The sequence below is a fragment of the Streptomyces sp. NPDC044061 genome, assembly GCF_056434305.1.
Map to the genome: position 1 here is coordinate 399338 of NZ_JBWKFL010000004.1, position 20509 is coordinate 419846.

The 20509-nt window shown below is 71.5% G+C and carries 16 protein-coding genes and 1 tRNA gene; 2 read left to right on the forward strand and 15 right to left on the reverse strand.

Translation table 11 applies throughout. From position 1 onward, the window contains the following. Nucleotides 1-1302 (reverse strand): MFS transporter (locus tag AC07CM_RS09070; RefSeq protein ID WP_478875672.1); only part of this gene is annotated, 1302 nt, incomplete at its 3' end. A gap of 196 nt (nucleotides 1303-1498) precedes the next feature. Between AC07CM_RS09070 and AC07CM_RS09075 the strand changes: the two genes are divergently transcribed. Then, nucleotides 1499-1570, forward strand: a tRNA-Cys gene (locus AC07CM_RS09075). Between the two features lie 18 nt (nucleotides 1571-1588). Here the strand turns inward: AC07CM_RS09075 and AC07CM_RS09080 are convergent. The 11 genes from AC07CM_RS09080 to AC07CM_RS09130 form a co-directional block, all read right to left on the reverse strand. Then, a complete protein-coding gene (locus AC07CM_RS09080) occupies nucleotides 1589-2749 on the reverse strand; it encodes an SUKH-4 family immunity protein (protein ID WP_478875673.1) in 1161 nt (386 codons plus the stop codon). Nucleotides 2750-2956: 207 nt separating this feature from the next. After that, nucleotides 2957-3082 carry a hypothetical protein gene (locus tag AC07CM_RS09085; protein ID WP_478875674.1) on the reverse strand — a complete coding sequence of 42 codons (126 nt, stop codon included), beginning with the start codon at nucleotides 3080-3082 and terminating at the stop codon, nucleotides 2957-2959. After that, the gene (locus AC07CM_RS09090; RefSeq protein WP_478875675.1) at nucleotides 3079-5394 is read right to left on the reverse strand and encodes a xanthine dehydrogenase family protein molybdopterin-binding subunit; all 2316 of its coding nucleotides are present in this window, start codon (nucleotides 5392-5394) and stop codon (nucleotides 3079-3081) included. The genes AC07CM_RS09085 and AC07CM_RS09090 overlap by 4 nt, the downstream gene beginning before the upstream one ends. Continuing rightward, a complete protein-coding gene (locus AC07CM_RS09095; protein WP_478875676.1) occupies nucleotides 5391-7004 on the reverse strand; it encodes a (2Fe-2S)-binding protein in 1614 nt (537 codons plus the stop codon). Before AC07CM_RS09095 ends, AC07CM_RS09090 begins: the two co-directional genes overlap by 4 nt. After that, entirely contained in the window at nucleotides 7001-7894 is an 894-nt protein-coding gene (locus tag AC07CM_RS09100; RefSeq protein WP_478875677.1) for an FAD binding domain-containing protein, read from the reverse strand. Before AC07CM_RS09100 ends, AC07CM_RS09095 begins: the two co-directional genes overlap by 4 nt. 239 nt (nucleotides 7895-8133) lie before the next feature. Further along, complete coding sequence (locus AC07CM_RS09105; protein ID WP_478875754.1) at nucleotides 8134-9768, reverse strand: beta-N-acetylhexosaminidase; 1635 nt, start codon at nucleotides 9766-9768, stop codon at nucleotides 8134-8136. 10 nt (nucleotides 9769-9778) lie between these two features. Then, a complete protein-coding gene (locus AC07CM_RS09110; protein ID WP_478875678.1) occupies nucleotides 9779-10624 on the reverse strand; it encodes a carbohydrate ABC transporter permease in 846 nt (281 codons plus the stop codon). After that, nucleotides 10621-11589 carry a carbohydrate ABC transporter permease gene (locus AC07CM_RS09115; RefSeq protein ID WP_478875679.1) on the reverse strand — a complete coding sequence of 323 codons (969 nt, stop codon included), beginning with the start codon at nucleotides 11587-11589 and terminating at the stop codon, nucleotides 10621-10623. The genes AC07CM_RS09110 and AC07CM_RS09115 overlap by 4 nt, the downstream gene beginning before the upstream one ends. Nucleotides 11590-11597: 8 nt before the next feature. Beyond that, nucleotides 11598-12890 (reverse strand): extracellular solute-binding protein, encoded by a 1293-nt coding sequence (locus AC07CM_RS09120; protein WP_478875680.1) that lies wholly within the window; start codon nucleotides 12888-12890, stop codon nucleotides 11598-11600. Nucleotides 12891-13087: 197 nt separating this feature from the next. Continuing rightward, nucleotides 13088-13363: a DUF3039 domain-containing protein gene (locus AC07CM_RS09125; protein ID WP_317443630.1), complete on the reverse strand. Its 276-nt coding sequence runs from the start codon at nucleotides 13361-13363 to the stop codon at nucleotides 13088-13090. 29 nt (nucleotides 13364-13392) lie between these two features. Beyond that, complete coding sequence (locus AC07CM_RS09130) at nucleotides 13393-13965, reverse strand: YqgE/AlgH family protein (protein ID WP_478875681.1); 573 nt, start codon at nucleotides 13963-13965, stop codon at nucleotides 13393-13395. A 276-nt stretch (nucleotides 13966-14241) separates the two neighbouring features. On the opposite strand from AC07CM_RS09130, the gene murA reads away from it, so the two are divergent. Then, nucleotides 14242-15582 (forward strand): UDP-N-acetylglucosamine 1-carboxyvinyltransferase, encoded by a 1341-nt coding sequence (gene murA / locus AC07CM_RS09135; protein WP_478875682.1) that lies wholly within the window; start codon nucleotides 14242-14244, stop codon nucleotides 15580-15582. 178 nt (nucleotides 15583-15760) lie between these two features. On the opposite strand, the gene AC07CM_RS09140 is transcribed toward murA, so the two are convergent. From AC07CM_RS09140 to AC07CM_RS09150, 3 genes are all read right to left on the reverse strand, one after another. Then, complete coding sequence (locus tag AC07CM_RS09140; protein WP_067001509.1) at nucleotides 15761-16042, reverse strand: HU family DNA-binding protein; 282 nt, start codon at nucleotides 16040-16042, stop codon at nucleotides 15761-15763. 272 nt (nucleotides 16043-16314) lie between these two features. Continuing rightward, complete coding sequence (locus AC07CM_RS09145; protein WP_478875683.1) at nucleotides 16315-17730, reverse strand: NAD-dependent malic enzyme; 1416 nt, start codon at nucleotides 17728-17730, stop codon at nucleotides 16315-16317. Between the two features lie 375 nt (nucleotides 17731-18105). Next, complete coding sequence (locus tag AC07CM_RS09150) at nucleotides 18106-20496, reverse strand: HelD family protein (protein ID WP_478875684.1); 2391 nt, start codon at nucleotides 20494-20496, stop codon at nucleotides 18106-18108. Nucleotides 20497-20509: the final 13 nt, after the last annotated feature.

A 20509-nucleotide genomic window follows, 5' to 3' on the forward strand; every position in this document is an offset into this window, starting at 1 on the left:
GCCCAGGGCCGCGAAGGCGGCGCCGGTCGCGGCGAGGAGGACGACGTTGGAGAGGGCGTCGGAGATCTGCAGGGCGGCGGAGTTGGCACCGGCCTCCGCCGGGGCGGAAAGCTTCAGCAGCAGGACGCTGGCGGAGGAGATCACCAGGCCCATGCCGAAGCAGCCGAAGCCCCAGGCGACGGCGACGACCCAGACCGGCACGGCCGGTACGAGCACGCTCGGCGCGGTGGCTATCGCGGCGGCGACCAGCACCATCCCCGCCGTCATCAGCCGCTCCCGGTACGGCTCCAGGCGCGGCCGGGACTGCACCCACGACCCCAGTGCCCAGGTGACGCCGCCCGCGGCCAGCGAGAAACCGGCCAGCGTCGGCGACAGCCCCCGCTCGGTGACCAGCATCAGCGGCACGAAGGACTCGGCGGCGATGAAGGACCCGGCGGACACTCCGCGCAGCAGCACCACGGAGGGCAGGCCGCGCACGGCGCGGTAGGTGCCGCGCGGCAGCAGCCCGAGGACGGCGGGTACGAGAAGGGCGGCGCCGGCCAGACCGGGCAGCAGCGACAGCCACGTCAGATCCTGGGCGGCGTACTGCAGGAGCCCGGCCCCGAGGGAGATGCCGAGGGCGAGGCGGATCCGGCGCCGGTCGAAGGATGCCGAGCCCTCGGCGCCTGCCACCGGCCCTGCCGCCCTGCGCCGTATCTGCGGCAGCGCGAGGGCGAGCGGGAAGACCACCAGGGCGGGGATGCCGAGGAAGACCCACCGCCAGCCGAGGTGCTCCGTCACGGCACCGGAGGCGAGCGGTCCGACGATGGACGGTACGACCCATCCGGCGGCGAAGGCAGCCATGATCGCGGGTCGCAGCCGCTCGGGGTAGGCGCGCCCGACGACGACGTACAGCGCGACGATGACCAGGCCGCCGCCGAAGCCCTGCACGGCCCGCCCCAGGATGAACACCCACATGACCTGGGCGGTCCCGGCCACCACGAGCCCCGCCGCGAAGGCGCCGATCCCGCAGGTCAGCGCGCCGAGCGGCCCGCGCCGGTCGGACCACTGCCCGGCGAGCACCATCCCGAACAGGCTGGTCGTGAAGTATCCCGAGAAGGCGAACGCGTACAGCGCCACCCCGTCCAGCTCCCGCGCCGCGACGGGCATCGCGGTCCCGACGGCGGTCGCCTCGAAGGCGATCAGCAGCACGACGGACACGATCCCCACACTGAGCGCCCGATAGGCCCGGCTCAGGACACCGCCCTGTCTGTCGGCGGCATCATCCACAAGGGCGGCATCGGAGGACTCAAGGGTGGTCATGCCGGTCAGAGTAAGGCCCACAAGGTGGTTTGGCTCCTGTCGGCGGGCCCGACCGCTCTCGTACCTTGGTCCTAGACCCCCGGTTCATGAACGGCGTGTGGCAGCCTCGTTGCAGCCCGGCCGGAGCCCTTGAGACCCGCCCGCAGCGGCCCATACGGTCATTCCACCGAGTTCGGCACGACAAGGTGACCGACACGGCCGTGTGCCCGAGTGGCTTAGGGACTCGCCTGCAAAGCGAGGTACGTGGGTTCGATTCCCGCCACGGCCTCTTCCCGGGTGGGGTGCTTCAGAGCACCCCGCCCGCTTCGTCCTGGAACAGCTCCGTCCAGTAGTGCCAGTCGGTGGCCGGGGACAGGGCCGTGGGATCCACCGACGTCAGGGTCCGGATCATCGCCGCGGCGAGCTGGTCGTAGGCGTCCGTCGTCAGCTCGTGGGACAGATGCTCGTCGATCGTGCGCTCGTGGTGCAGCAGCCACAGGGTGAACGCCAGTGTGGAGACGTCGGTGTTCAGGGGGTAGAGCGTCGCCTCGGGCTCGCTGAACGTGAGGATCGCGCCCGTTCTGCCGTCGATCACCAGGCTGTTGTCCTCGACCAGGTGGCCGAGGCGGATCAGGTGGTCGGAGTGGGCGGGAAGGTCGTCCAGGGGGTGGTCGTCGGCGCGTTCCCCGGTGAAGTACTCGGTGAGGGTGGGCAGCGGGACGTCCGTGTCGGCGTGGAAGAGCACCGCCTCCTCCGGCAGCCCCGTCTCCCGCAGGAAGCGGCGGGTGGGCTCGTGGGTGAGCGTCGCGGGGAAGTCGACCTCCTCGAAGCGGGCCACCCGGCCGTGGCCGAACTCCTGGTCGAGGACGCGGGCGGGGACGTCCAGGGTGAGTCCGGAGACCGTGCCGGGACCGGCGACGAGGGCGAGCGGGCGGATCAGGGCCGCCGCCTTCCAGTAGGCCGGGACCCGGCCGTCCGTGCCCTCCTCGAAGAGGGCGAGGAGGCGGCGGGAGGCATCCGTCACGGTCTTGGGGCCGTACTGGCCGGCCAGGGAGGCGAAGCGGCCGCGCAGGCCCGCCAGTTCCTCGGTGACCGCGGCGAAGCGCAGGAGCGTGTTCAGGGAGGGGGCGAAGGGGCGGGGCTCGGAGGGGTCGAGGAGGTAGGCCGTCGTGATCTCGCCCGTGTCGCCGTCGAGCAGGATCGACTCGCGCTCCATGCCGGCGGGGTTGAGCAGTTCGCCTATCACCAGGCGGCCCCGCAGCTCCTCGGCCAGGTGGAACGGCCCGTCCGTGGCGTCGCCGAGGGTCCGCAGCCCGTGCGTGCGCAGCGGGGAGAACGTCAACAGGTCGGTGTCCGTGGGCAGTCCGGGGCCCGTGAGCAGGCCGCGTGTCGGCGCGTGCGTGACGTAGCGGTCCAGCTCCGCCTCGGTCAGCGTGATCGCCGGAATCCCGGCGTCGGTCGTGCTCATCGCTCCCCCGCGATCTTTTTCGGTGCGTCCGTGCCTGGGCAGGGCGTGGCCGGCCGTCCTCGGGCCTTTGCGCCGCAAGCGGCCGTCCCCCACTGCTCGGAACAGTACGCCGCACCACTGACAACGCCCCTGGAACAAGGACGTCGGGCGACCCTCGCGCGTTCCGTCCCGGCCGTTACAGGGGGCGGGTGGGGATCAGGTCGAAGCTCAGGTGAGGTAGATGCCGCCCAGGACGACGGCCAGCGCCGCCACGGCGAACAGCAGGATCCACAGGGCCAGCTTGCCGACGCTGGGCGGCGGTTCGTAGCGCGGTTCGTCGGGCGGCGTGGTCACTGGCCGGTCACCACCGCGGCCTGGGGGCGGATCGGCAGGCGGTTGACCGGGCGGCCCGTCGCCGCGCGGACCGCGGAAGCGACCGCCGCGGGGGACGTCACCACCGGGACCGCGCTGACCGACTTGGCGCCGAAGGGGGCGACCACGTCCCGTTCCTCGACCAGCTTCACGATCCGGATGTCCGGGGCGTCCAGCGCGGTCGGCAGGGCGTAGCCCGTCAGGTCGGGGTGGCGGATCAGGCCGCGGAGCGTCCGCAGGTTCTCGGTGAGCGCGATGCCCACGCCCTGGGTGACGCCCGCCTCGATGCGCGAGGCCAGCTGCGCCGGGTTCAGCACCCGGCCCACGTCCTGGGCGACCGCCAGCTCCACCACACGTACCGAGCCGAGCTCGATGTCCACGTCCACCACCGCGCGGATCGCGCAGAAGGCGAGGCCTACGAAGGCGTCGCCCTGGCCCTCCGCGTTCAGCGGCTCGGTGGGGTGCGGGCGGCACTGGGCGGTGGCCCACAGCTCCTTGCCGTCCATCGCCTCGGTGACGGTGGTCGACAGCACCCCGTCGTACGAGGTGATCTTGCCGTCGGTGATCTGCAGCAGCTCGGTGGACATGCCGAACTTGTGCGCCAGGGGCTGCAGCAGTTGCGTGCGGACCATCTTGGCCGCGCGCTCCACCGCGCCGCCGGAGACCCAGGTGTGCCGGCCTCGGCAGCCCGCGCCGGCCGGGGGCTGGTCGGTGTCGACCGGTGCCACGTGCACCTCGTCGATGCCGAGCGTCTCCTGGACGATCTGCCGGGCGAGCGTGGTGAAGCCCTGTCCCGTCTCGACGGCCGCGCAGAGCACGGTCGCGACACCGTCGTGGACCTTGACGGTCGCAGTGGAGACCTCGTCGGCGCCCTCCGCGCCGAGCATGTGCACCATGCCGACGCCGTAGCCCACACCCCGGCGTACCGCGCCCGGTTCGCCCGCGCCCTCGGGGCCGCCGGGCAGCAGCCACTCGTCCTCGGGGGTGTCCTTGGGCAGCGGCGGGAGGGGGAAGTCACGGACCGCCTGGAGGAGTTCGGCGACCGGGGCGGGGCAGGTCACCGTCTGGCCGATCGGCAGGACGTCCCCGGTGGCGAGCGCGTTGCGCAGCCGCAGCTCGGCCGGGTCCAGGCCCAGCTTTTTGGCGAGTTTGTCCATCTGCGCCTCGTAGGCGGCGCACACCTGCATGGCGCCCTCGCCGCGCACATGGCCGGAGGGCGGGTTGTTGGTGCGTACGGCCCAGCCCTCGATGAAGGCGTTCGGGACGACGTACGGGCCGCACGCGAAGGAGACGGCGGCGGCGAGGGCCTCGGCGGAGGTGTCGGCGTAGGCGCCCGCGTCGAGGAGGATCTGCGCCTCGACCTTCACCAGCCTGCCCTCGGCGTCGGCGTGGTGGCGGTAGCGCAGGAGGGTCGGATGGCGGTGGGTGTGGCCGAGGAAGGACTCCTCGCGGGTGGCGGTGATCTTGACCGGGCAGCCGGTTCTGAGGGCGAGCAGGCCGAGCGGCAGCTGGAAGCCCTGGTCCTCGCGGTCGGCGGTCGCGCCTGGCACTCCAGTGACGACGATCTTCACCTGATCGGAGGACAGGGCGAAGCAGGCCGCGGCCGTGTTGCGGTCGGTGTGCGGGTCGGTGGAGGCCAGGTACAGCTCCACGCCGCCGTCGGGACGCGGCACCGCGAGGCCGGCCTCGGCGCCGATGGGAGCCGGGTCCTGGCGGCCGATGCGGTACTGGCCCTCGACGACGATCTCGCCGATCGCGTCCGGGTCGCCGTGGCGCAGCGGGATGTGCCGGATCAGGTTGCCGTCGGGGTGCAGGGGTTCGGCCTCGAAGGCCTGCTCCGGGTCGGTGACCGGGTCGAGCACCTCGTACTCGACGATGACGGCGGCGGCGGCCATCCGCGCGGTGTCCGGGTGGTCGGCCGCCACCGCGGCGATGGGTTCGCCGTGGTGGCGTACGACCTCGGAGGCGAACACGGGGCGGTCGGGCGTGCCCCGGCCGTGGCGAGGGGTGCCGGGCACGTCCTCGTGGGTGACGACGGCCCGTACGCCGGGCATCTCGCGCGCGTGGGTGGTGTCGATGGACACGATGCGCGCGTGCGCGTGCGGGGAGCGCAGTACGGCCGCCCACAGCAGGCCCTCGGCCCAAAGGTCGGCCGCGTACGGGAAGGTGCCCTCGGTCTTGGCGCGGGCGTCGGCGTGCGGCAGCGAGGCGCCGAGGCCGTGCGGCAACGGCTCGGCGGCGGCGGGGGCCGACTCCGCAGCCGCGGTGGTCGCGGTGGCCGCTTCGTTGCTCACCCCTGGCCTCCGTCCTGACCGTAGTGCTGGTCGTGCACTCCCGGTGTACCGAATGTGCCGGGGCTGTCGAAGACTCCCGGCGTCTCGAACGCCGACGGGTTGACGCCGCCGGAGCCAGGGCCCGCCTGGTGCGGGATGCGTGGCCCGTCCGCGTCCGTCTCGGCGTCGTCGGCCCGGAGCGCCTCGCGTTCGGCGACGACCTCGTTGACGGCCTCCAGGACGCCCCGGTAGCCGGAGCAGCGGCACAGGTTGCCGCACAGGGCCTGCCGCGTCTCCAGTTCGGTGGGGGCCGGGTTGCCCTCCAGCAGGTCGTGCAGGGTCATCGCCATGCCCGGTACGCAGAAACCGCACTGCACGGCACCGCACCGGGCGAGCGCCCGCTGCACGTCGGAGGGCTGACCGTCGGCGGCCAGGCCCTCGACGGTGCGGACCTCGCTGCCGGCCGCGGTGACCGCGGGGACCAGGCAGGAGGCCACCAGGCGGCCGTCAACCTGCACGTTGCAGGCGCCGCACTCGCCCTGTGAGCAGCCGTCCTTGGCCCCGGCGAGGCCGAGCCGCTCCCGCAGGACGTACAGCAGGGACTCGCCGATCCAGGCGTCGGTGACGGGGCGCTCGCCTCCGTTGACGCGCAGGACGTAGGAGGCGAGGGGGTGGTCGTCGTGGTGTGCGGGTGCGGACCGGGCGTCGTCCTCGGGGGCGTCCTGCCCGGGGGCGGCCGAAGCCGCCTCGTCGGCGGGGTCCTCGGGGGTCCGGGCCGCGGGTTCCGTCGCGGTCCCTGCGGACTCGGCGTCGTTGTCCTCGGACGGGCCGGCCGCCTCCGCCGCCGGAGTGTCCGGCGTGTCGGCCGGGGACCGTGGGTCCGCGGGGGCCGTGGGCACGGCCGTGTCCGGCGTTCCGGCGGCCTCCGGGGCGAACGGGGAAGGCCCGGGTCCGGTCCGCTGCGCGGGGCCGCCAACGGGGCCTTCATGGGCCTGCGCGGGCGCCTCGCGGGTGTAGGGCGCGGTGGGGGCGTACTCCGCTGCCGGGGACGCGTCGGCGGCGTGGGGTCCGGCGACGGGTTCCTGCCGCCCCCAGGGCTCCTCCGGGGCCTCCGTCGCCCAGGGCGCGGGGGCGCCGCCCGGGAGCGTGGCCGGAGGCGTGCCGCCCCACTGCTCGACCAGCGAGGACGTGGTGAACTCGCCCGATTCGTCCGGGAGATCACCACCGGCCACCGGGATGCTCCACTGCCCGGTGACGTCGTGCCCGGGGGCGGGTGGGGCCGCGGGTTCCTCGAAGGTCCACTGCTGCGTGGCCGCCGGGCGGTACGTGAACCGGTCGTCCGGGGTCTGCTCCTGGGGCACCGCGTTGGGGTCGGGCCACTGGTGGCCGTCGGCGGGCATCGCCCAGGTGCCGGTGGCCGGATCGCTCGTCTCCGGGGTCGCCGCTATCCGCGGCGGCACGTAGCCGTGGCCGGGTGCGGCCAGGGGACTGTCACCCGACAGCAGGGCGTCGATGCCGCCCTCGGGGAGCTTGACGAAGGCGGTGGCGCCGTCGTCGTAGTCGCCCTGGGGCAGCGGGTTCCAGCGGCCGCTGCCCTGGGGCGTGCCCTCTCCGTGCTGGTCGTCGGTCACGACAGCGCCCTCCCCAGTGCTCGTCGGGCCAGCGCGGCGACGGTGCGCCGCAGGTGCAGTACGGCGGGCGGAAGCGGGGCCACGGAGCCGTCCGGCTCCGGGACGGGGTCCGGGATGCAGGCCGCGGCGACGTACTCCCCGAAGGCGCTCAGGGCCTCCGGGACGAGCGCGCGGTCGTTGTCCCAGTCGATCAGCTGGGCGACCCACTGCTCGGCGTCCAGGGGCCTGAGCGGCATCGGCGCTATGGCGCCCACCGCGCACCGCACCCCGCGCCGGGCGGGGTCGAGCACGAGGGCCACGGAGGCCACCGCGCGGCCCGGGCCGGTGCGTCCGGTCGCCTTCAGGAAGACCTGCGGGGCGTGCAGCAGCGGCACGCGCACGTAGCCGATGAGTTCGCCGCCGCGCAGCATCTCCACGCCGGCCAGCAGGTGCGACACCGGGATCTCCCGGCGGGCTCCGCCCGGGCCCGCGATGATCAGCGTCGCCTCCAGGGCGGCCAGCACCGGCAGCGCGTCCCCGGTGGGGGCCGCCGAGGCGATGTTGCCGCCCAGGGTGCCCGCGTTGCGGATGTGCGGGGGGCCCGCGGCGCGCGCGGCGGCGGCGAGCGCCGGGATCAGGGCCGCGAAGTCGGGGCGGCCCATGCGTGCGTGCGTGAGGCCCGCGCCGAGCAGCGCGTGGCCGTCCTGGTACTGCCAGCCGCGGATCTCGCTGATCCGCCCGAGGCCCACCAGGGCGGCGGGCCTGAGCTGACCGGAGTTGACGGCGGCCATGAGGTCGGTGCCGCCCGCCACGGGGACGGCCGTGGGCAGGGCGGTGAGGGCCGCCACGGCCTCGTCCAGCGTCGTGGGCAGCGTGACGGCCTGCGCCGCCTGCGGTGCGTGCGTGGTCAAACCGGCTGCCCCTTCCCGCTGCCCCACCTGGTCCCACCTGTGTGGCCGTACGGTACGTGCTCACAGGGCGGACGTGGCAACTCTGGCACATCTTCGCAAGACCCGAACGCGGGGGTCCGCTAGGAGGCATTCGCCCACCTCATCGAGTACATGGTCCGATTTCGCACACCATCTCCGGTGCGCCTCAATTGCCACTCTTCGGTGGTCCTGACGAGGGTTTTCCGCTGTATGTTCTGCGATCAGCGGTTCGGTGGCGGTCCCTCGATCGGGCGGCCGAGCACTCCGGGGCGCCGTTGCCAGGGCCGGGGGCCGGCGGGCGGCCGGTAGGCGACACCCAGGGCGTCAAGTCGCCGGTAGTGGGCGGCCATCCGGCGTTCGAAGTCCGCGTAGTCCCGTTCCCGCGGGGCGGGCAGCCGGCTCCAGGCGACCTCGGCGAAGGCCGCGAGCCTGGGGAAGGTCTGGTAGTCCACGCGCCCGGCGTCCTCCATCACCTCGGTCCAGACGTTGGCCTGGGTGCCCAGCACGTGCCGGGCCTCCTCGGGGGTGAGCCGGGGTGGCACGGGCTCGAACCGGTAGACGTCCTCCAGGGTGCGCACGAAGCCGATCGGCACGGGTTCGTCCTCGCCCGGGGCCTGCCGGTGGTCCAGGTAGACGAACTGCTCCGGGCACATCACGACGTCGTGCCCGGCCTGTGCGGCCGCGACACCGCCGCCGTAGCCGCGCCAGGAGGACACCGTCGCTCCCGGCGCGAGACCGCCCTCCAGAATCTCGTCCCAGCCGATGAGCCGGCGCCCGCGCGCGGAGAGCCAGCGGTCGAAGTGGCCGATGAACCAGGACTGCAACTCGTCCTCGTCGGTGAGTCCGAGATCCGTGATGCGGGTCTTGGCGACCGGTGAGTCGCTCCACTGGTCCTTGCGGCATTCGTCGCCGCCGATGTGCACGAACCCCGAGAACTCCGCGGCGTCCGCCGGGAAGAGTTCCAGCACCTCCTCGAACACCCCCTCGTAGAAGCGCAGGGCGGTGTCGGTGGGGGCGAGTACGTTGGCGGAGATCCCCCAGTCGTCCCAGACGGAGAGGGCGGTGGTGTCGATGACGTCGGTGTTGCCGAGTTCCGGATACGCGGCGATGGCGGCCTGCGAGTGGCCCGGTACGTCGATTTCCGGGACGACGCTGATATGCCGCTCGGCGGCGTAGGCGACGATCTCCCGGATGTCGTCCTGGGTGTAGTAACCCCCGTGCGGCTTCTCCTCCCACAGCGGTGAGGCCCGGTGTCCGAATTTGGTCCGCGCACGCCAGGAGGCGACCTCGGTCAGCTTCGGGTACCGCCGGATCTCGATCCGCCAGCCCTGGTCGTCCGTCAGGTGGAAGTGGAAGACGTTGAGTTTGTGCGCGGCCATCAGGTCCAGGTAGCGCAGCACGCCTTCCTTGGGCATGAAGTGCCGTGCGACGTCGAGCATGAGGCCGCGCCAGCGGAAGCGGGGGGAGTCCTCGACGGTGATCTCCGGGAGGTCCCAGTCCTGACCCGGCCGCACCGGTGCGCGGCGGAAGGCGTCGGGGCCGAGCAGTTGCCGGAAGGTCTGGGCCCCCCAGAAGACACCGGCCGCGCTGCCGCCCTGGATGCGGTACGGTCCCCCGTCGTTGACCAGGCGATAGCCCTCCGACGGCAGGTCAGGGTCGATGCCGAGCACGATGCGGTTGGCACCGTCGCCGGCCTCCGGGAAGGGCAGGCCGGTCGCCACGCCGACCGTGGCCCGCAGCCAGCGTGCGACGCCCTCCGTGCCGGGGCCCGCCTCCAGGGCGGTGTCGCCGTCGAGGCTCGTGTACCCGGCGGCGTTCCACGTGCAGCGCGCCGGAGCCGGAATCACATCCACCATGTCAGTCACGTCAGTCCTTTACCGCTCCGCCCAGTCCCGAGACCAGGCGTCGCTGTACGAGTACGAAGAAGACCAGCACCGGAATGGTCATCACCGTGGACGCGGCCATCACCCCGCCCCAGTCGGGCTCGTCCGGCTTGTAGAACACCAGCAGGGCCATCGGCAGGGTCGACTGTGAGGTGTCGCTGACGATGAAGGACTTGGCGAACAGGAAGTCGTTCCAGGCCGAGATGAAGGAAAACACGCTCGTGGCCACCAGGCCGGGGAACACGAGCGGGAAAAGGATCTGCCAGAGGAATCGGCCGCGGCTCGCCCCGTCCAGGTACGCGGCCTCCTCCAGCGCCTCGGGCACCGCTTTCACGAACCCCCGCAGCATCCAGATCGCGAAGGGCAGCGAGAAGGCGATGTGGGGCAGGATCAGCGAGCCCAGGGTGTTCAGTTGGCCGAAGTCCCGCATGAGGAAGAACAGCGGGATGGTGAGGGCTTCCACGGGGACCATCTGGGCGACCAGAAACATGATCAGCAGGGTGGTCCGGAAGCGGAAACGGAATCGCGCGACGGCGGTCGCGGCGAGAAACGCGATCACCGCGGAGACGACCACGACCGTGCCCGCGACGATCAGGCTGTTGCCGAAGTAACGGCCGAATTCCTGCTGCCCGAAGACCCGTCGGAAGGAGTCCAGGGACGGCGTGAGCGTCCACGGGCGGGGCCGGTCGGACTCGATCTCACCGGCCGGCTTGAAGGCGCTCAGCACCATCCAGTACAGCGGGAAGGCGACGACGAGGGCGACCAGCAGGGCCGTCACGTCGGCGGCCAGTCGCCACGGACGCCGCACACGCGCAGCGAGAAGATTCACAGTTCCTCCCCCTGGCGGCGCAGCAGCCGCAGGTACACCAGCGTGACGGCGAGCAGGATCAGCAGCATCACGACGCCGATCGCCGAGCCGAGGCCGTACTGGGAGGACGCGAACGCCTCCTGGTAGGCGTAGACGTTCAGCACCAGGTTCTGCCCGGCGATGCCGCCGCCGTTCGTCATGACGTAGATCTGCGTGAAGACCTTGAAGTCCCAGATGACCGACTGGATGGTGACGACCGTGAGGATCGGCCGGAGCATCGGCGCGAGCACCGAGCGCCAGATCCGCCACTGCGAGGCGCCGTCCAGGGCCGCGGCCTCCAGCACCTCGGAAGGCACGGCGCGGATCCCGGCGTAGACCGTGACCATGACGAACGGGAAGGAGCACCAGACCACTTCGAGCAGGACGAGCAGGAAGGCGCTGTAGCGGCCGTACGTCCAGGAGTGGTCGCCGAGACCCAGGACCCGGTTCACCGGTCCGAAGTCGGGGTCGAAGAGGAACAGCCAGACCGTGGAGCCGGTGACCGCCGGGGTCGCCCAGGCGCCGAGCGCGGCGAGCATCAGCGCGAGCCGGGGCACCGCACGCACACGCGTGAGGAGCACGGCGAGCGCACAGCCGACGGCGAGGGTGCAGGCGACGCAGGCAGCCGCGAAGACCACGGTGGCCGACAGCACCTGCCAGAACTGCCCGTCGGAGAACAGGTCCGCGTAGTTCCCGACTCCCCGGAACGAGGCCGGCTCACCACCACTGACCTGAGCCTGGGTGTACCGGAAGAGGGAGATCAACCCGAGCTGGTAGACGGGGTAGACGAGCAGCCCACCCAGAACGACGAGAGCGGGCGCGAGATAGATCCAGGGCGTCCGACCTGCCGAGGGGCGCGGGGCCCTGACGTCTGCGGCTCCGCCGCGTGGGCGCGAGTGACCTCCGACGACCCGCACCCGCCGGCGGTCGACAACCCCCGACCCCATGGGCGCCGTCATCCGGCAGAGCCGAACGCGGCGTTCATCTTCGCGGCCGCCGACCCAGCGGCGGCGTCCACGCTCTTCTTGCCGCTGACGACCTCCTGGAACATCGTCGGCAGAACCAGCGAGGAGTCGATCTGCGACCATGCCGGCGAGGCCGGGACGAACCTGGTTCCGGCCGCCAGCGTCCGGACGAACGGCTTCACGAAGGGCTGCCGGGCGGCAGCCTGGTCGCGGACGTCCGTGAAGGTCGGCAGGAAGCCCATCGCGTCGAACAGGGCGGACTGCGTCTTCTTGGATGCCAGCCGCTCCATGAGGTCCACGGCGAGCGTGCGGTGGGCGGTGCTCTTCAGGACACCGATGTTGTTGCCGCCCGCGAAGGCCGGGGCGGTCGAGCCGGGGGCCACGCCTGGCAGCGGTACGACGGCGTACTCGCCCTTGGCCTTCCCGGCCTCCACGGCCGCGTGGCTGAAGTCGCCGCCGATCGCCATGCCGGCCTTGCCCGCGGCGAACGCGGTCACCGTGTCGTTGCCGCCCATGCCCGCGCACTTGGCCGCGGGACAGTTGTCGTCGGAGAAGAGGGACGTGTAGGCCTTGATGCCCTTGCGGGCCGCGGCGCTGTCGAGCGCGGAGGCGTACGAGCCGCCCTTGCCGGTGGCCAGGTCGCCGCCGTTGGCCCAGATGAAGGGCATCGCACCGTAGGTGTAGGCGCCGCCCACGACCAGGCCGTACAGGTCGGGTTTCGCGGCGCGGATCTTCCGGGCCGTGGTGGCCAGCTCGGCCATGGACCTCGGCGGCTTCAGACCGAGGTCCCGGAAGACGTCGGTGCGGTAGTACAGGGCGCGGACGCCGACGTAGAAGGGAGCGCCGTAGACCTTTCCGTCCACCGTGACCGACTGGCGGGCCGTCGGGTCGGTGTTCTTCGCCTCGCCCCAGGCGGAGAACTCCCTGGTGACGTCGAGGAGTCCGCCGTCGTGGACGTAGCCGGCGGTGTCGGTGTTTCCGTACTCGATGACGTCGGGCGCGGACTTCGGGTCGTTGAAGGCGGCCTTCACGCGCTGGGCGCGGGTCTCGACCGGGATGTACTCGACGTCGGCCTCGGTGTTCCTGTGGGCCTTCTCGAAGGCGGCGACGACGGAGTCGACGACCTTCTCCTTCGGCTCGTTGCCGACCTCCTGGAAGAGCCAGACCCGGAGGGTGCCGGTCTTCTCGTCCTTGTCGGACGCGGAGTTGGAGGAGGTCTGCGGGGCGCAGGCGGTGGCGACCACGAGGGTGAGCAGCGCGGCGAGTGGGGCGGACAGCTTCATGGAGCGTTCCTCCGAGGAGTAGTGCGTTGCAACATGTGCAATGACTGTTTCGCTCTGCACAACACCACGGAGGCTAGGGACAACATGAACATGCCGACAAGAGGTCTCAACCACTCTGTGACCAGAAAGCACAAAGGCCCCCGGGACGCGCCTCGACGCGTCCCGGGGGCCTTGACGGCTTCAGGCGGGGGTGACCCCTACTTGTCGCCGCCCTCGTCGCCACCGCTGCCCATGGAGTCGTAGATCTCCTTGCACATGGGACAGACCGGGTACTTCTTGGGGTCGCGGCCGGGGACCCACACCTTGCCGCACAGCGCCACGACGGGGGTGCCGTCGAGGGCGCTCGCCATGATCTTGTCCTTCTGGACGTAGTGGGCGAAGCGCTCGTGGTCGCCGTCACCGTGGGACACCTGTGGCGTCGGCTCTACGAGGGTTCCCGTACCAGTCCCGCGCTCGGGCTCAAGAGTGCTCATATCAGCAAGGGTACTGAAGCTCACGTGCATCAGTTGAGCGACGGGTCGTCCGGATACGTGGCCACCATCGCCAGCTCGTTGCGCTGGCGGCGCAGCACCTCGCGCCAGAGTCGCTCCGGGGACGGGGACGACACGTCGCCGGGTTCCGACTCCACGACGTACCAGGCGCCGTCGACCAGCTCGTCCTCCAGCTGGCCGGGTCCCCAGCCCGCGTAGCCGGCGAAGATCCTCAGCGAGCCGAGGGCCGAGGCGAGCAGCTCCGGCGGGGCCTCCAGGTCGACCAGTCCGATCGCGCCGTGCACCCGCCGCCAGCCGAGCGGTGCGTGGTCGCCGTTCGCGCCGCCCGGGATGACCGCGACACCGAGCGCGGAGTCCAGCGAGACGGGTCCGCCCTGGAAGACCACGCCGGGCTCCCCGGCGAGATCCGCCCAGCCCTCCAGGATGTCCGCCACACCCACCGGGGTGGGACGGTTGAGGACGACACCGAGGGAGCCCTCCTCGTCGTGGTCGAGAAGAAGCACCACCGCACGGTCGAAGTTCGGGTCCGCCAGGGCGGGCGTGGCCACGAGCAGCCGCCCTGTGAGCGAGGACACCTCGGTCATGCCAGACATGATCCCGCATCTTCCCCTGGTGTGGGGAGCCAATCGGGGTGTGCGAGTGAACGCAGCTCAGGGTGCGGAGGAGCGAGCCCGGCGCACGCCCGCCGGCCGTGACCCCGCGTGCCCGCCGGGGAACCGTTCGTGTTGTGACACAGCTATGACGCGACTGGGTGGTACTTGGGCTTACGGGAGGGGGGTAATCGGCGATTACCCTGTCTTCTCCGGCCCCCGCGCAAGTGATCGGCCGACCCCTGCCCGACTCATCGGAACGCGAGATACATGACCGTCAACGACGATGTCCTGCTTGTCCACGGCGGCACCCCGCTGGAGGGCGAGATCCGTGTCCGCGGTGCGAAGAACCTCGTACCGAAGGCCATGGTCGCCGCCCTGCTGGGCAGCGGTCCGAGCCGCCTGCGCAACGTTCCGGACATCCGTGACGTGCGCGTCGTACGCGGCCTGCTCCAGTTGCACGGGGTGACGGTACGTCCGGGTGAGGAGCCCGGCGAGCTGGTGATGGACCCGACCCATGTGGAAAGCGCGAACGTCGCTGACATCGATGCCCACGCGGGGTCGAGCCGTATCCCGATCCTGTTCTGCGGTCCGCTGCTGCACCGTCTCGGCCACGCGTTCATCCCCGGCCTCGGCGGCTGCGACATCGGCGGCCGGCCGATCGACTTCCACTTCGACGTGCTGCGGCAGTTCGGCGCGACCATCGAGAAGCGCGCCGACGGGCAGTACCTGGAGGCGCCGCAGCGGCTGCGCGGAACGAAGATCCGGCTGCCGTACCCGTCCGTCGGCGCGACCGAGCAGGTGCTGCTGACGGCCGTACTCGCCGAGGGCGTCACGGAGTTGTCCAACGCGGCCGTCGAGCCGGAGATCGAGGACCTGATCTGCGTTCTGCAGAAGATGGGCGCGATCATCGCGATGGACACCGACCGCACGATCCGCATCACCGGTGTGGACAGGCTCGGCGGCTACACCCACCGCGCCCTGCCGGACCGTCTGGAGGCCGCGTCCTGGGCCTCGGCGGCGCTGGCGACCAGCGGCAACATCTACGTGCGCGGCGCCCAGCAGCGCTCGATGATGACGTTCCTGAACACCTACCGGAAGGTGGGCGGTGCCTTCGAGATCGACGACGAGGGCATCCGTTTCTGGCACCCGGGCGGCCAGCTGAAGTCGATCGCGCTGGAGACGGACGTGCACCCCGGTTTCCAGACCGACTGGCAGCAGCCGCTGGTGGTGGCGCTGACGCAGGCCACGGGCCTGTCCATCATCCACGAGACGGTGTACGAGTCCCGGCTCGGCTTCACCTCAGCGCTCAACCAGATGGGCGCACACATCCAGCTCTACCGCGAGTGCCTCGGCGGCTCCGACTGCCGCTTCGGGCAGCGCAACTTCCTGCACTCCGCGGTCGTCTCCGGACCGACCAAGCTGCAGGGCGCCGACCTGGTCATCCCCGACCTGCGCGGCGGCTTCTCGTACCTCATCGCCGCCCTCGCGGCCGAGGGCACCTCCCGGGTGCACGGCATCGAGCTGATCAACCGCGGCTACGAGAATTTCATGGAGAAGCTCGTCGAGCTGGGCGCGAAGGTGGAGCTGCCCGGCAAGGCGCTCGGCTAGCCGATCACCGAAAGGGCGGCCCCCCTCGGCACGAGGGGGGCCGCCCTTTCGACGTCTTCAGCTGAGGCGCCCCGCAGGGGCGCGGGGAACTGCGCGACCAGCCACAGCCGGCCCGCAGTCACCCACGGCGCCGAGGCCAGAACGGCGCTCCGGTGGATCGGCGCCCCAAGCGGAGCGCTTACTTACCCTTGGCCGCTTCCTTGAGCTTGGAGCCCGCGGAGACCTTCACGCTGTAGCCGGCCGGGATGTTGATGGGCTCACCGGTCTGCGGGTTGCGCGCGGTACGAGCGGCACGGTGAGTGCGCTCGAAGGTCAGGAAGCCGGGGATGGTGACCTTCTCGTCGCCCTTGGAGACGATGTCGCCGACGACCTCGGCGAACGCGGCCAGAACGGCGTCGGCGTCCTTGCGGGTCACCTCGGCGCGGTCGGCCAGCGCGGCCACCAGCTCACTGCGGTTCATGTTGTTACTCCCGTGTTCTTCTTGCCGTTGAGGCGTGAGGTGAGATCGATGCCGATGCGCTCGCGCCCAGGGACGCATCCTGCCCCTACCTGCGGCGGGAAAGCCAATCCGGCACCCGTAGGAGTCGTGAGAACACCCTAGGGAGTCACACGAATAGCGCCTGCCCGGCCGTCACCCTAGAGTGCACCCGCCGGTGGTGGGTTCCACGACGCGCCGGTGCGGGGGCTGCCGTGTCGATCCTCACAGCCCCTGCACCCTACGGTACGGCGCTTCTACGACGCCGCACCCACCGCCTTCGCCGCTTCCCGGACCGCACCGGCCACCGCGCCCGCGACCTTGTCGTTGAAGACGCTCGGGATGATGTAGTTCGGGTTCAGCTCGTCCTCGGTCACCACGTCGGCGAGGGCCTTCGCGGCGGCGAGCATCATCTCGGTGTTGACCGTGCGGGACTGGGCGTCCAGCAGACCGCGGAAGACGCCCGGGAAGACCAGCACGTTGTTGATCTGGTTCGGGAAGTCGGAGCGGCCGGTGGCCACAACAGCGGCCGTCTGGCGGGCGATTGCGGGCTCGACCTCGGGGTCCGGGTTCGCGAGCGCGAACACGATGGCGCCCTCGGCCATGGCGGCCACGTCGTCGCCGTCGAGGACGTTCGGGGCGGAGACGCCGATGAAGACGTCGGCGCCGCGCACGGCCTCCTTCAGGGTGCCGGTGAGGCCCTCGGGGTTGGTGTTGTCGGCGATCCAGCGCAGCGGGGAGTCGGCCTGGGCGTTCACGAGGTCCTCGCGGCCGGCGTGCACGACACCGTGGATGTCGGCGACGACGGCGTTCTTCACGCCCGCCGCGATCAGCAGCTTGAGGATGGCCGTACCGGCGGCGCCGGCACCGGACATGACCACGCGGATGTTCTCGATCGCCTTGCCAGTGACGCGAAGTGCGTTGGTCAGGGCGGCCAGGACGACGATCGCGGTGCCGTGCTGGTCGTCGTGGAAGACGGGGATGTCGAGGGCCTCGCGCAGCCGTGCCTCGATCTCGAAGCAGCGCGGTGCGGAGATGTCCTCGAGGTTGATGCCGGCGAACCCGGGGGCGATCGCCTTGACGATCTCGACGATGGCGTCGGTGTCCTGGGTGTCCAGGCAGAGCGGCCAGGCGTCGATGCCCGCGAAGCGCTTGAAGAGGGCCGCCTTGCCCTCCATGACGGGCAGCGCGGCCTTCGGGCCGATGTTGCCGAGGCCCAGCACGGCGGAGCCGTCCGTCACGACCGCAACGGAGTTGCGCTTGATGGTGAGGCGGCGGGCGTCCTCGGGGTTCTGGGCGATGGCCATGCAGACGCGGGCCACACCCGGCGTGTAGACCATGGAGAGGTCGTCACGGTTGCGGATGGGGTGCTTGGACTGCATCTCGATCTTGCCGCCGAGGTGCATGAGGAACGTACGGTCGGAGACCTTGCCGAGCGTGACGCCCTCGATGCCGCGCAGCTTCTCCACGATCTCGTCGGCGTGCGCGGTCGAGGAGGCCGCGATGGTGACGTCGATGCGGAGCTTCTCGTGGCCGGACGCGGTGACGTCGAGGCCGGTGACCGAGCCTCCGGAGGACTCCACGGCGGTGGTGAGCTGCGAGACGGCGGTTCCGCTCGCGGGCACCTCCAGCCGGATGGTCATCGAGTAGGAGACGCTGGGCGCCGTTGCCATGGCCGACTTCCTCTGCTTTCACCGTGTCGCGAGTAGTGCCGTCCGATCGTCGCACCTACCCCTGAGTACGTGGTAGTCGCCCCGGATTGCGGACGTTGTGTTCACGGCAGGTGCGCGTTTTCGGAAAAACACTTCCACCATACGAGAAGCAATCAGGCAGGGAAAGGGGCTCGGAGCACAAAGAGAGAGGCCCACGTCACATCGGACGTGGACCTCTCTCACGTTCATGACACCGACCCGCCATGCTCGCCTCGCGGCAAGTGGTCCCTCGCAGGGACGAAGGTTGGGCCCGGGGGCTTGGATCGAGCCGGTGCCACAGCAAGGCTAACAAACGGATGCCGCGCGGCCATTCCCGTGCCGGGAGTTCATGAGGTTCTAATCCCGCAGCAGGTCCGGCACTCCCGCCGTGTCCGGCACGTCACGCTCACCCGAGACCACGGTCAGCTGCTGGGTGGCCCGGGTCAGCGCCACGTACAGCACGCGCAGGCCGGCCGGGGACTCGTCGGCGATCTCCGCGGGCGAGACGACGACCGTCGCGTCGTACTCCAGGCCCTTGGCCTCCAGGCTGCCGAGCGCCACCACCCGCTCGCCGAGCCCGGCCAGCCAGCGCCGGGCCTCCTCGCGACGGTTCATCGCGACGACCACGCCGACCGTGCCGTCGACCAGGTCCAGCAGCCGGGCCGCCTCCGCCCGCACGGTCTCGGCAAGGGAGTCCCCCACGACCGTGAAGCGCGGCTCGACCCCGGTGGACCGAACGGCGGAGGGCGCCTTCGAACCGGGCATGGCGAGGGCCAGGACCTTGGCGGCCAGCTCGGCGATCTCGGACGGGTTGCGATAGTTCACGGTGAGCTGGAAGCGGCGCCGGGGCCGGGTCCCGAGGGCCTCGTCGCGTGCCTCGGCCGCCTCGTCCGGGTCGGACCAGGAGGACTGGGCCGGGTCGCCGACGACCGTCCAGGTGGCGTGCCGGCCACGGCGGCCGACCATGCGCCACTGCATCGGCGTGACGTCCTGCGCCTCGTCCACGATGACGTGCGCGTACTCGGTGCGCTCCTGCGCGAGCCGCTCGGCCCGCTCCCGCTGGGACTCCTCGCGCACCGGCATCAGCTCCTCCAGGCCGGTCAGCTGGTCCAGCGGGTCCAGCTCACGCTTCTTCTTCGGCCGGGCCGGGACACCGAGGATCGCCTGCAGCTCGTCCAGCATGGCGACGTCGTGCACGGAGTACCCGTCCCGCCTGAGCGCGCGGGCGACCCTGCGGACCTCGCCGGGGTTGAGGATCCGGCGGGCCCAGCGGCCGAGCCGCTTCTCGTCCGCCATGGCGGCCAGGACGGCCTTCGGGGTCAGCTCGGGCCACCAGGCGTCGAGGAAGGCGATGAAGGGGTCCTCACCGCTGACGTCCTCGTCGAAGGAGGAGCGCAGCTCGGCGGCCAGCTCCGGGTCGGTGTGCCGGGCGGCCGAGCCCGACTTCGCCCACAGGGCGTCCAGCAGCAGCTTGCGGGCGCGCGGGCGCAGCAGGTTGACGGGCGCGGTGCCGCCCAGGGCGGTACGGCGGACACGTTCCAGCTCGGCGGCCTCCAGTTCGAGACGGCGCCCGAAGGCGACCACCCGGAGCCGGGTGGGCGGGCCGGTCACGGTCTGCGGCGCGGTGTCCGTGTCGGTGCCGGTGTCCGTGTCGTCGCCTGTCTGCCGGCCGGCCGGGGCCGCGCCGCCCGGGCCCAGTTCCAGGGCCCCGCGCGCCGCCTTCCGCAGCACCTTCAGCATCCGGTACGAGCCCTTGGCACGGGCCACGGACGGGGAGTCGTACAGCGTGGCCTCCACCCCGTCGACGAGCGAGCCGATCGCGCGGATGGCGACCTGCCCCTCCTCGCCGAGCGAGGGCAGCACGCCCTCGGTGTAGGCCACCAGCAGCGGGGTCGGCGAGACGATCAGAATGCCGCCCGCGTAGCGTCTGCGGTCCTGGTAGAGCAGATAGGCCGCGCGGTGCAGGGCCACCGCGGTCTTGCCGGTGCCCGGGCCGCCCTCGACATGCGTGACGGAGGCGGCGGGTGCGCGGATGACCAGGTCCTGCTCGGCCTGGATGGAGGAGACGATGTCCCGCATGGTGTGACTGCGGGCCTGGCCGAGAGCGGCCATCAGGGCGCCGTCGCCGATGACGGCCAGCTCGTGACCGTCGAGGGACGCCCGCAGCTCCGGACGCATCAGGTCGTCCTCGACGCCGAGGACCCTACGGCCCTTGGAGCGGATGACCCGGCGCCGCACGACCCGGCCGGGGTCCCTCGGGGTGGACCGGTAGAACGGCGCGGCGGCCGGTGCCCGCCAGTCGATGACCAGCGGGGCGTAGTCCTCGTCGAGCACACCGATCCGCCCGATGTGCAGGGTCTCGGCGATGTCGGCGGTGTTGTCGGGCCGCACCACGCCGTCGGCCGGCTCCACGGCCGTGTACGCGCCGTCGGGGCCCTTCTTGCCGTCCTTGCCGAGCAGCAGGTCGATCCGGCCGAAGAGGAAGTCCTCGAACTCGTTGTTCAGCCGGTTCAGGTGGACTCCGGCCCGGAAGACCTGCGCGTCCCGCTCGGCCAGCGCGCCCGGCGTGCCGACCTGACCGCGCTTGGCCGCGTCGTTCATCAGGAACTCGGCCTCGTGGATCTTCTCCTCGAGCCGCCGGTACACCCGGTCCAGGTGTTCCTGTTCGACGCCGATCTCTCGGTCACGCACGGAATCGTGTGCGCCGTGTACCGAGCCGACCGCGGACTGCTGAACCTGAGCGGCCACCGGGCCCCCTTCT

Bases quoted from the DNA above. Each gene is read 5' to 3' on its own strand.
- AC07CM_RS09140 (WP_067001509.1), bottom strand. From the start codon at position 16,042: ATGAACCGCAGTGAGCTGGTGGCCGCGCTGGCCGACCGCGCCGAGGTG.
- AC07CM_RS09080 (WP_478875673.1), bottom strand. From the start codon at position 2,749: ATGAGCACGACCGACGCCGGGATTCCGGCGATCACGCTGACCGAGGCG.
- murA (WP_478875682.1), top strand. From the start codon at position 14,242: ATGACCGTCAACGACGATGTCCTGCTTGTCCACGGCGGCACCCCGCTG.
- AC07CM_RS09130 (WP_478875681.1), bottom strand. From the start codon at position 13,965: ATGACCGAGGTGTCCTCGCTCACAGGGCGGCTGCTCGTGGCCACGCCC.
- AC07CM_RS09105 (WP_478875754.1), bottom strand. From the start codon at position 9,768: ATGGTGGATGTGATTCCGGCTCCGGCGCGCTGCACGTGGAACGCCGCC.
- AC07CM_RS09115 (WP_478875679.1), bottom strand. From the start codon at position 11,589: ATGGGGTCGGGGGTTGTCGACCGCCGGCGGGTGCGGGTCGTCGGAGGT.
- AC07CM_RS09145 (WP_478875683.1), bottom strand. From the start codon at position 17,730: ATGGCAACGGCGCCCAGCGTCTCCTACTCGATGACCATCCGGCTGGAG.
- AC07CM_RS09125 (WP_317443630.1), bottom strand. From the start codon at position 13,363: ATGAGCACTCTTGAGCCCGAGCGCGGGACTGGTACGGGAACCCTCGTA.
- AC07CM_RS09120 (WP_478875680.1), bottom strand. From the start codon at position 12,890: ATGAAGCTGTCCGCCCCACTCGCCGCGCTGCTCACCCTCGTGGTCGCC.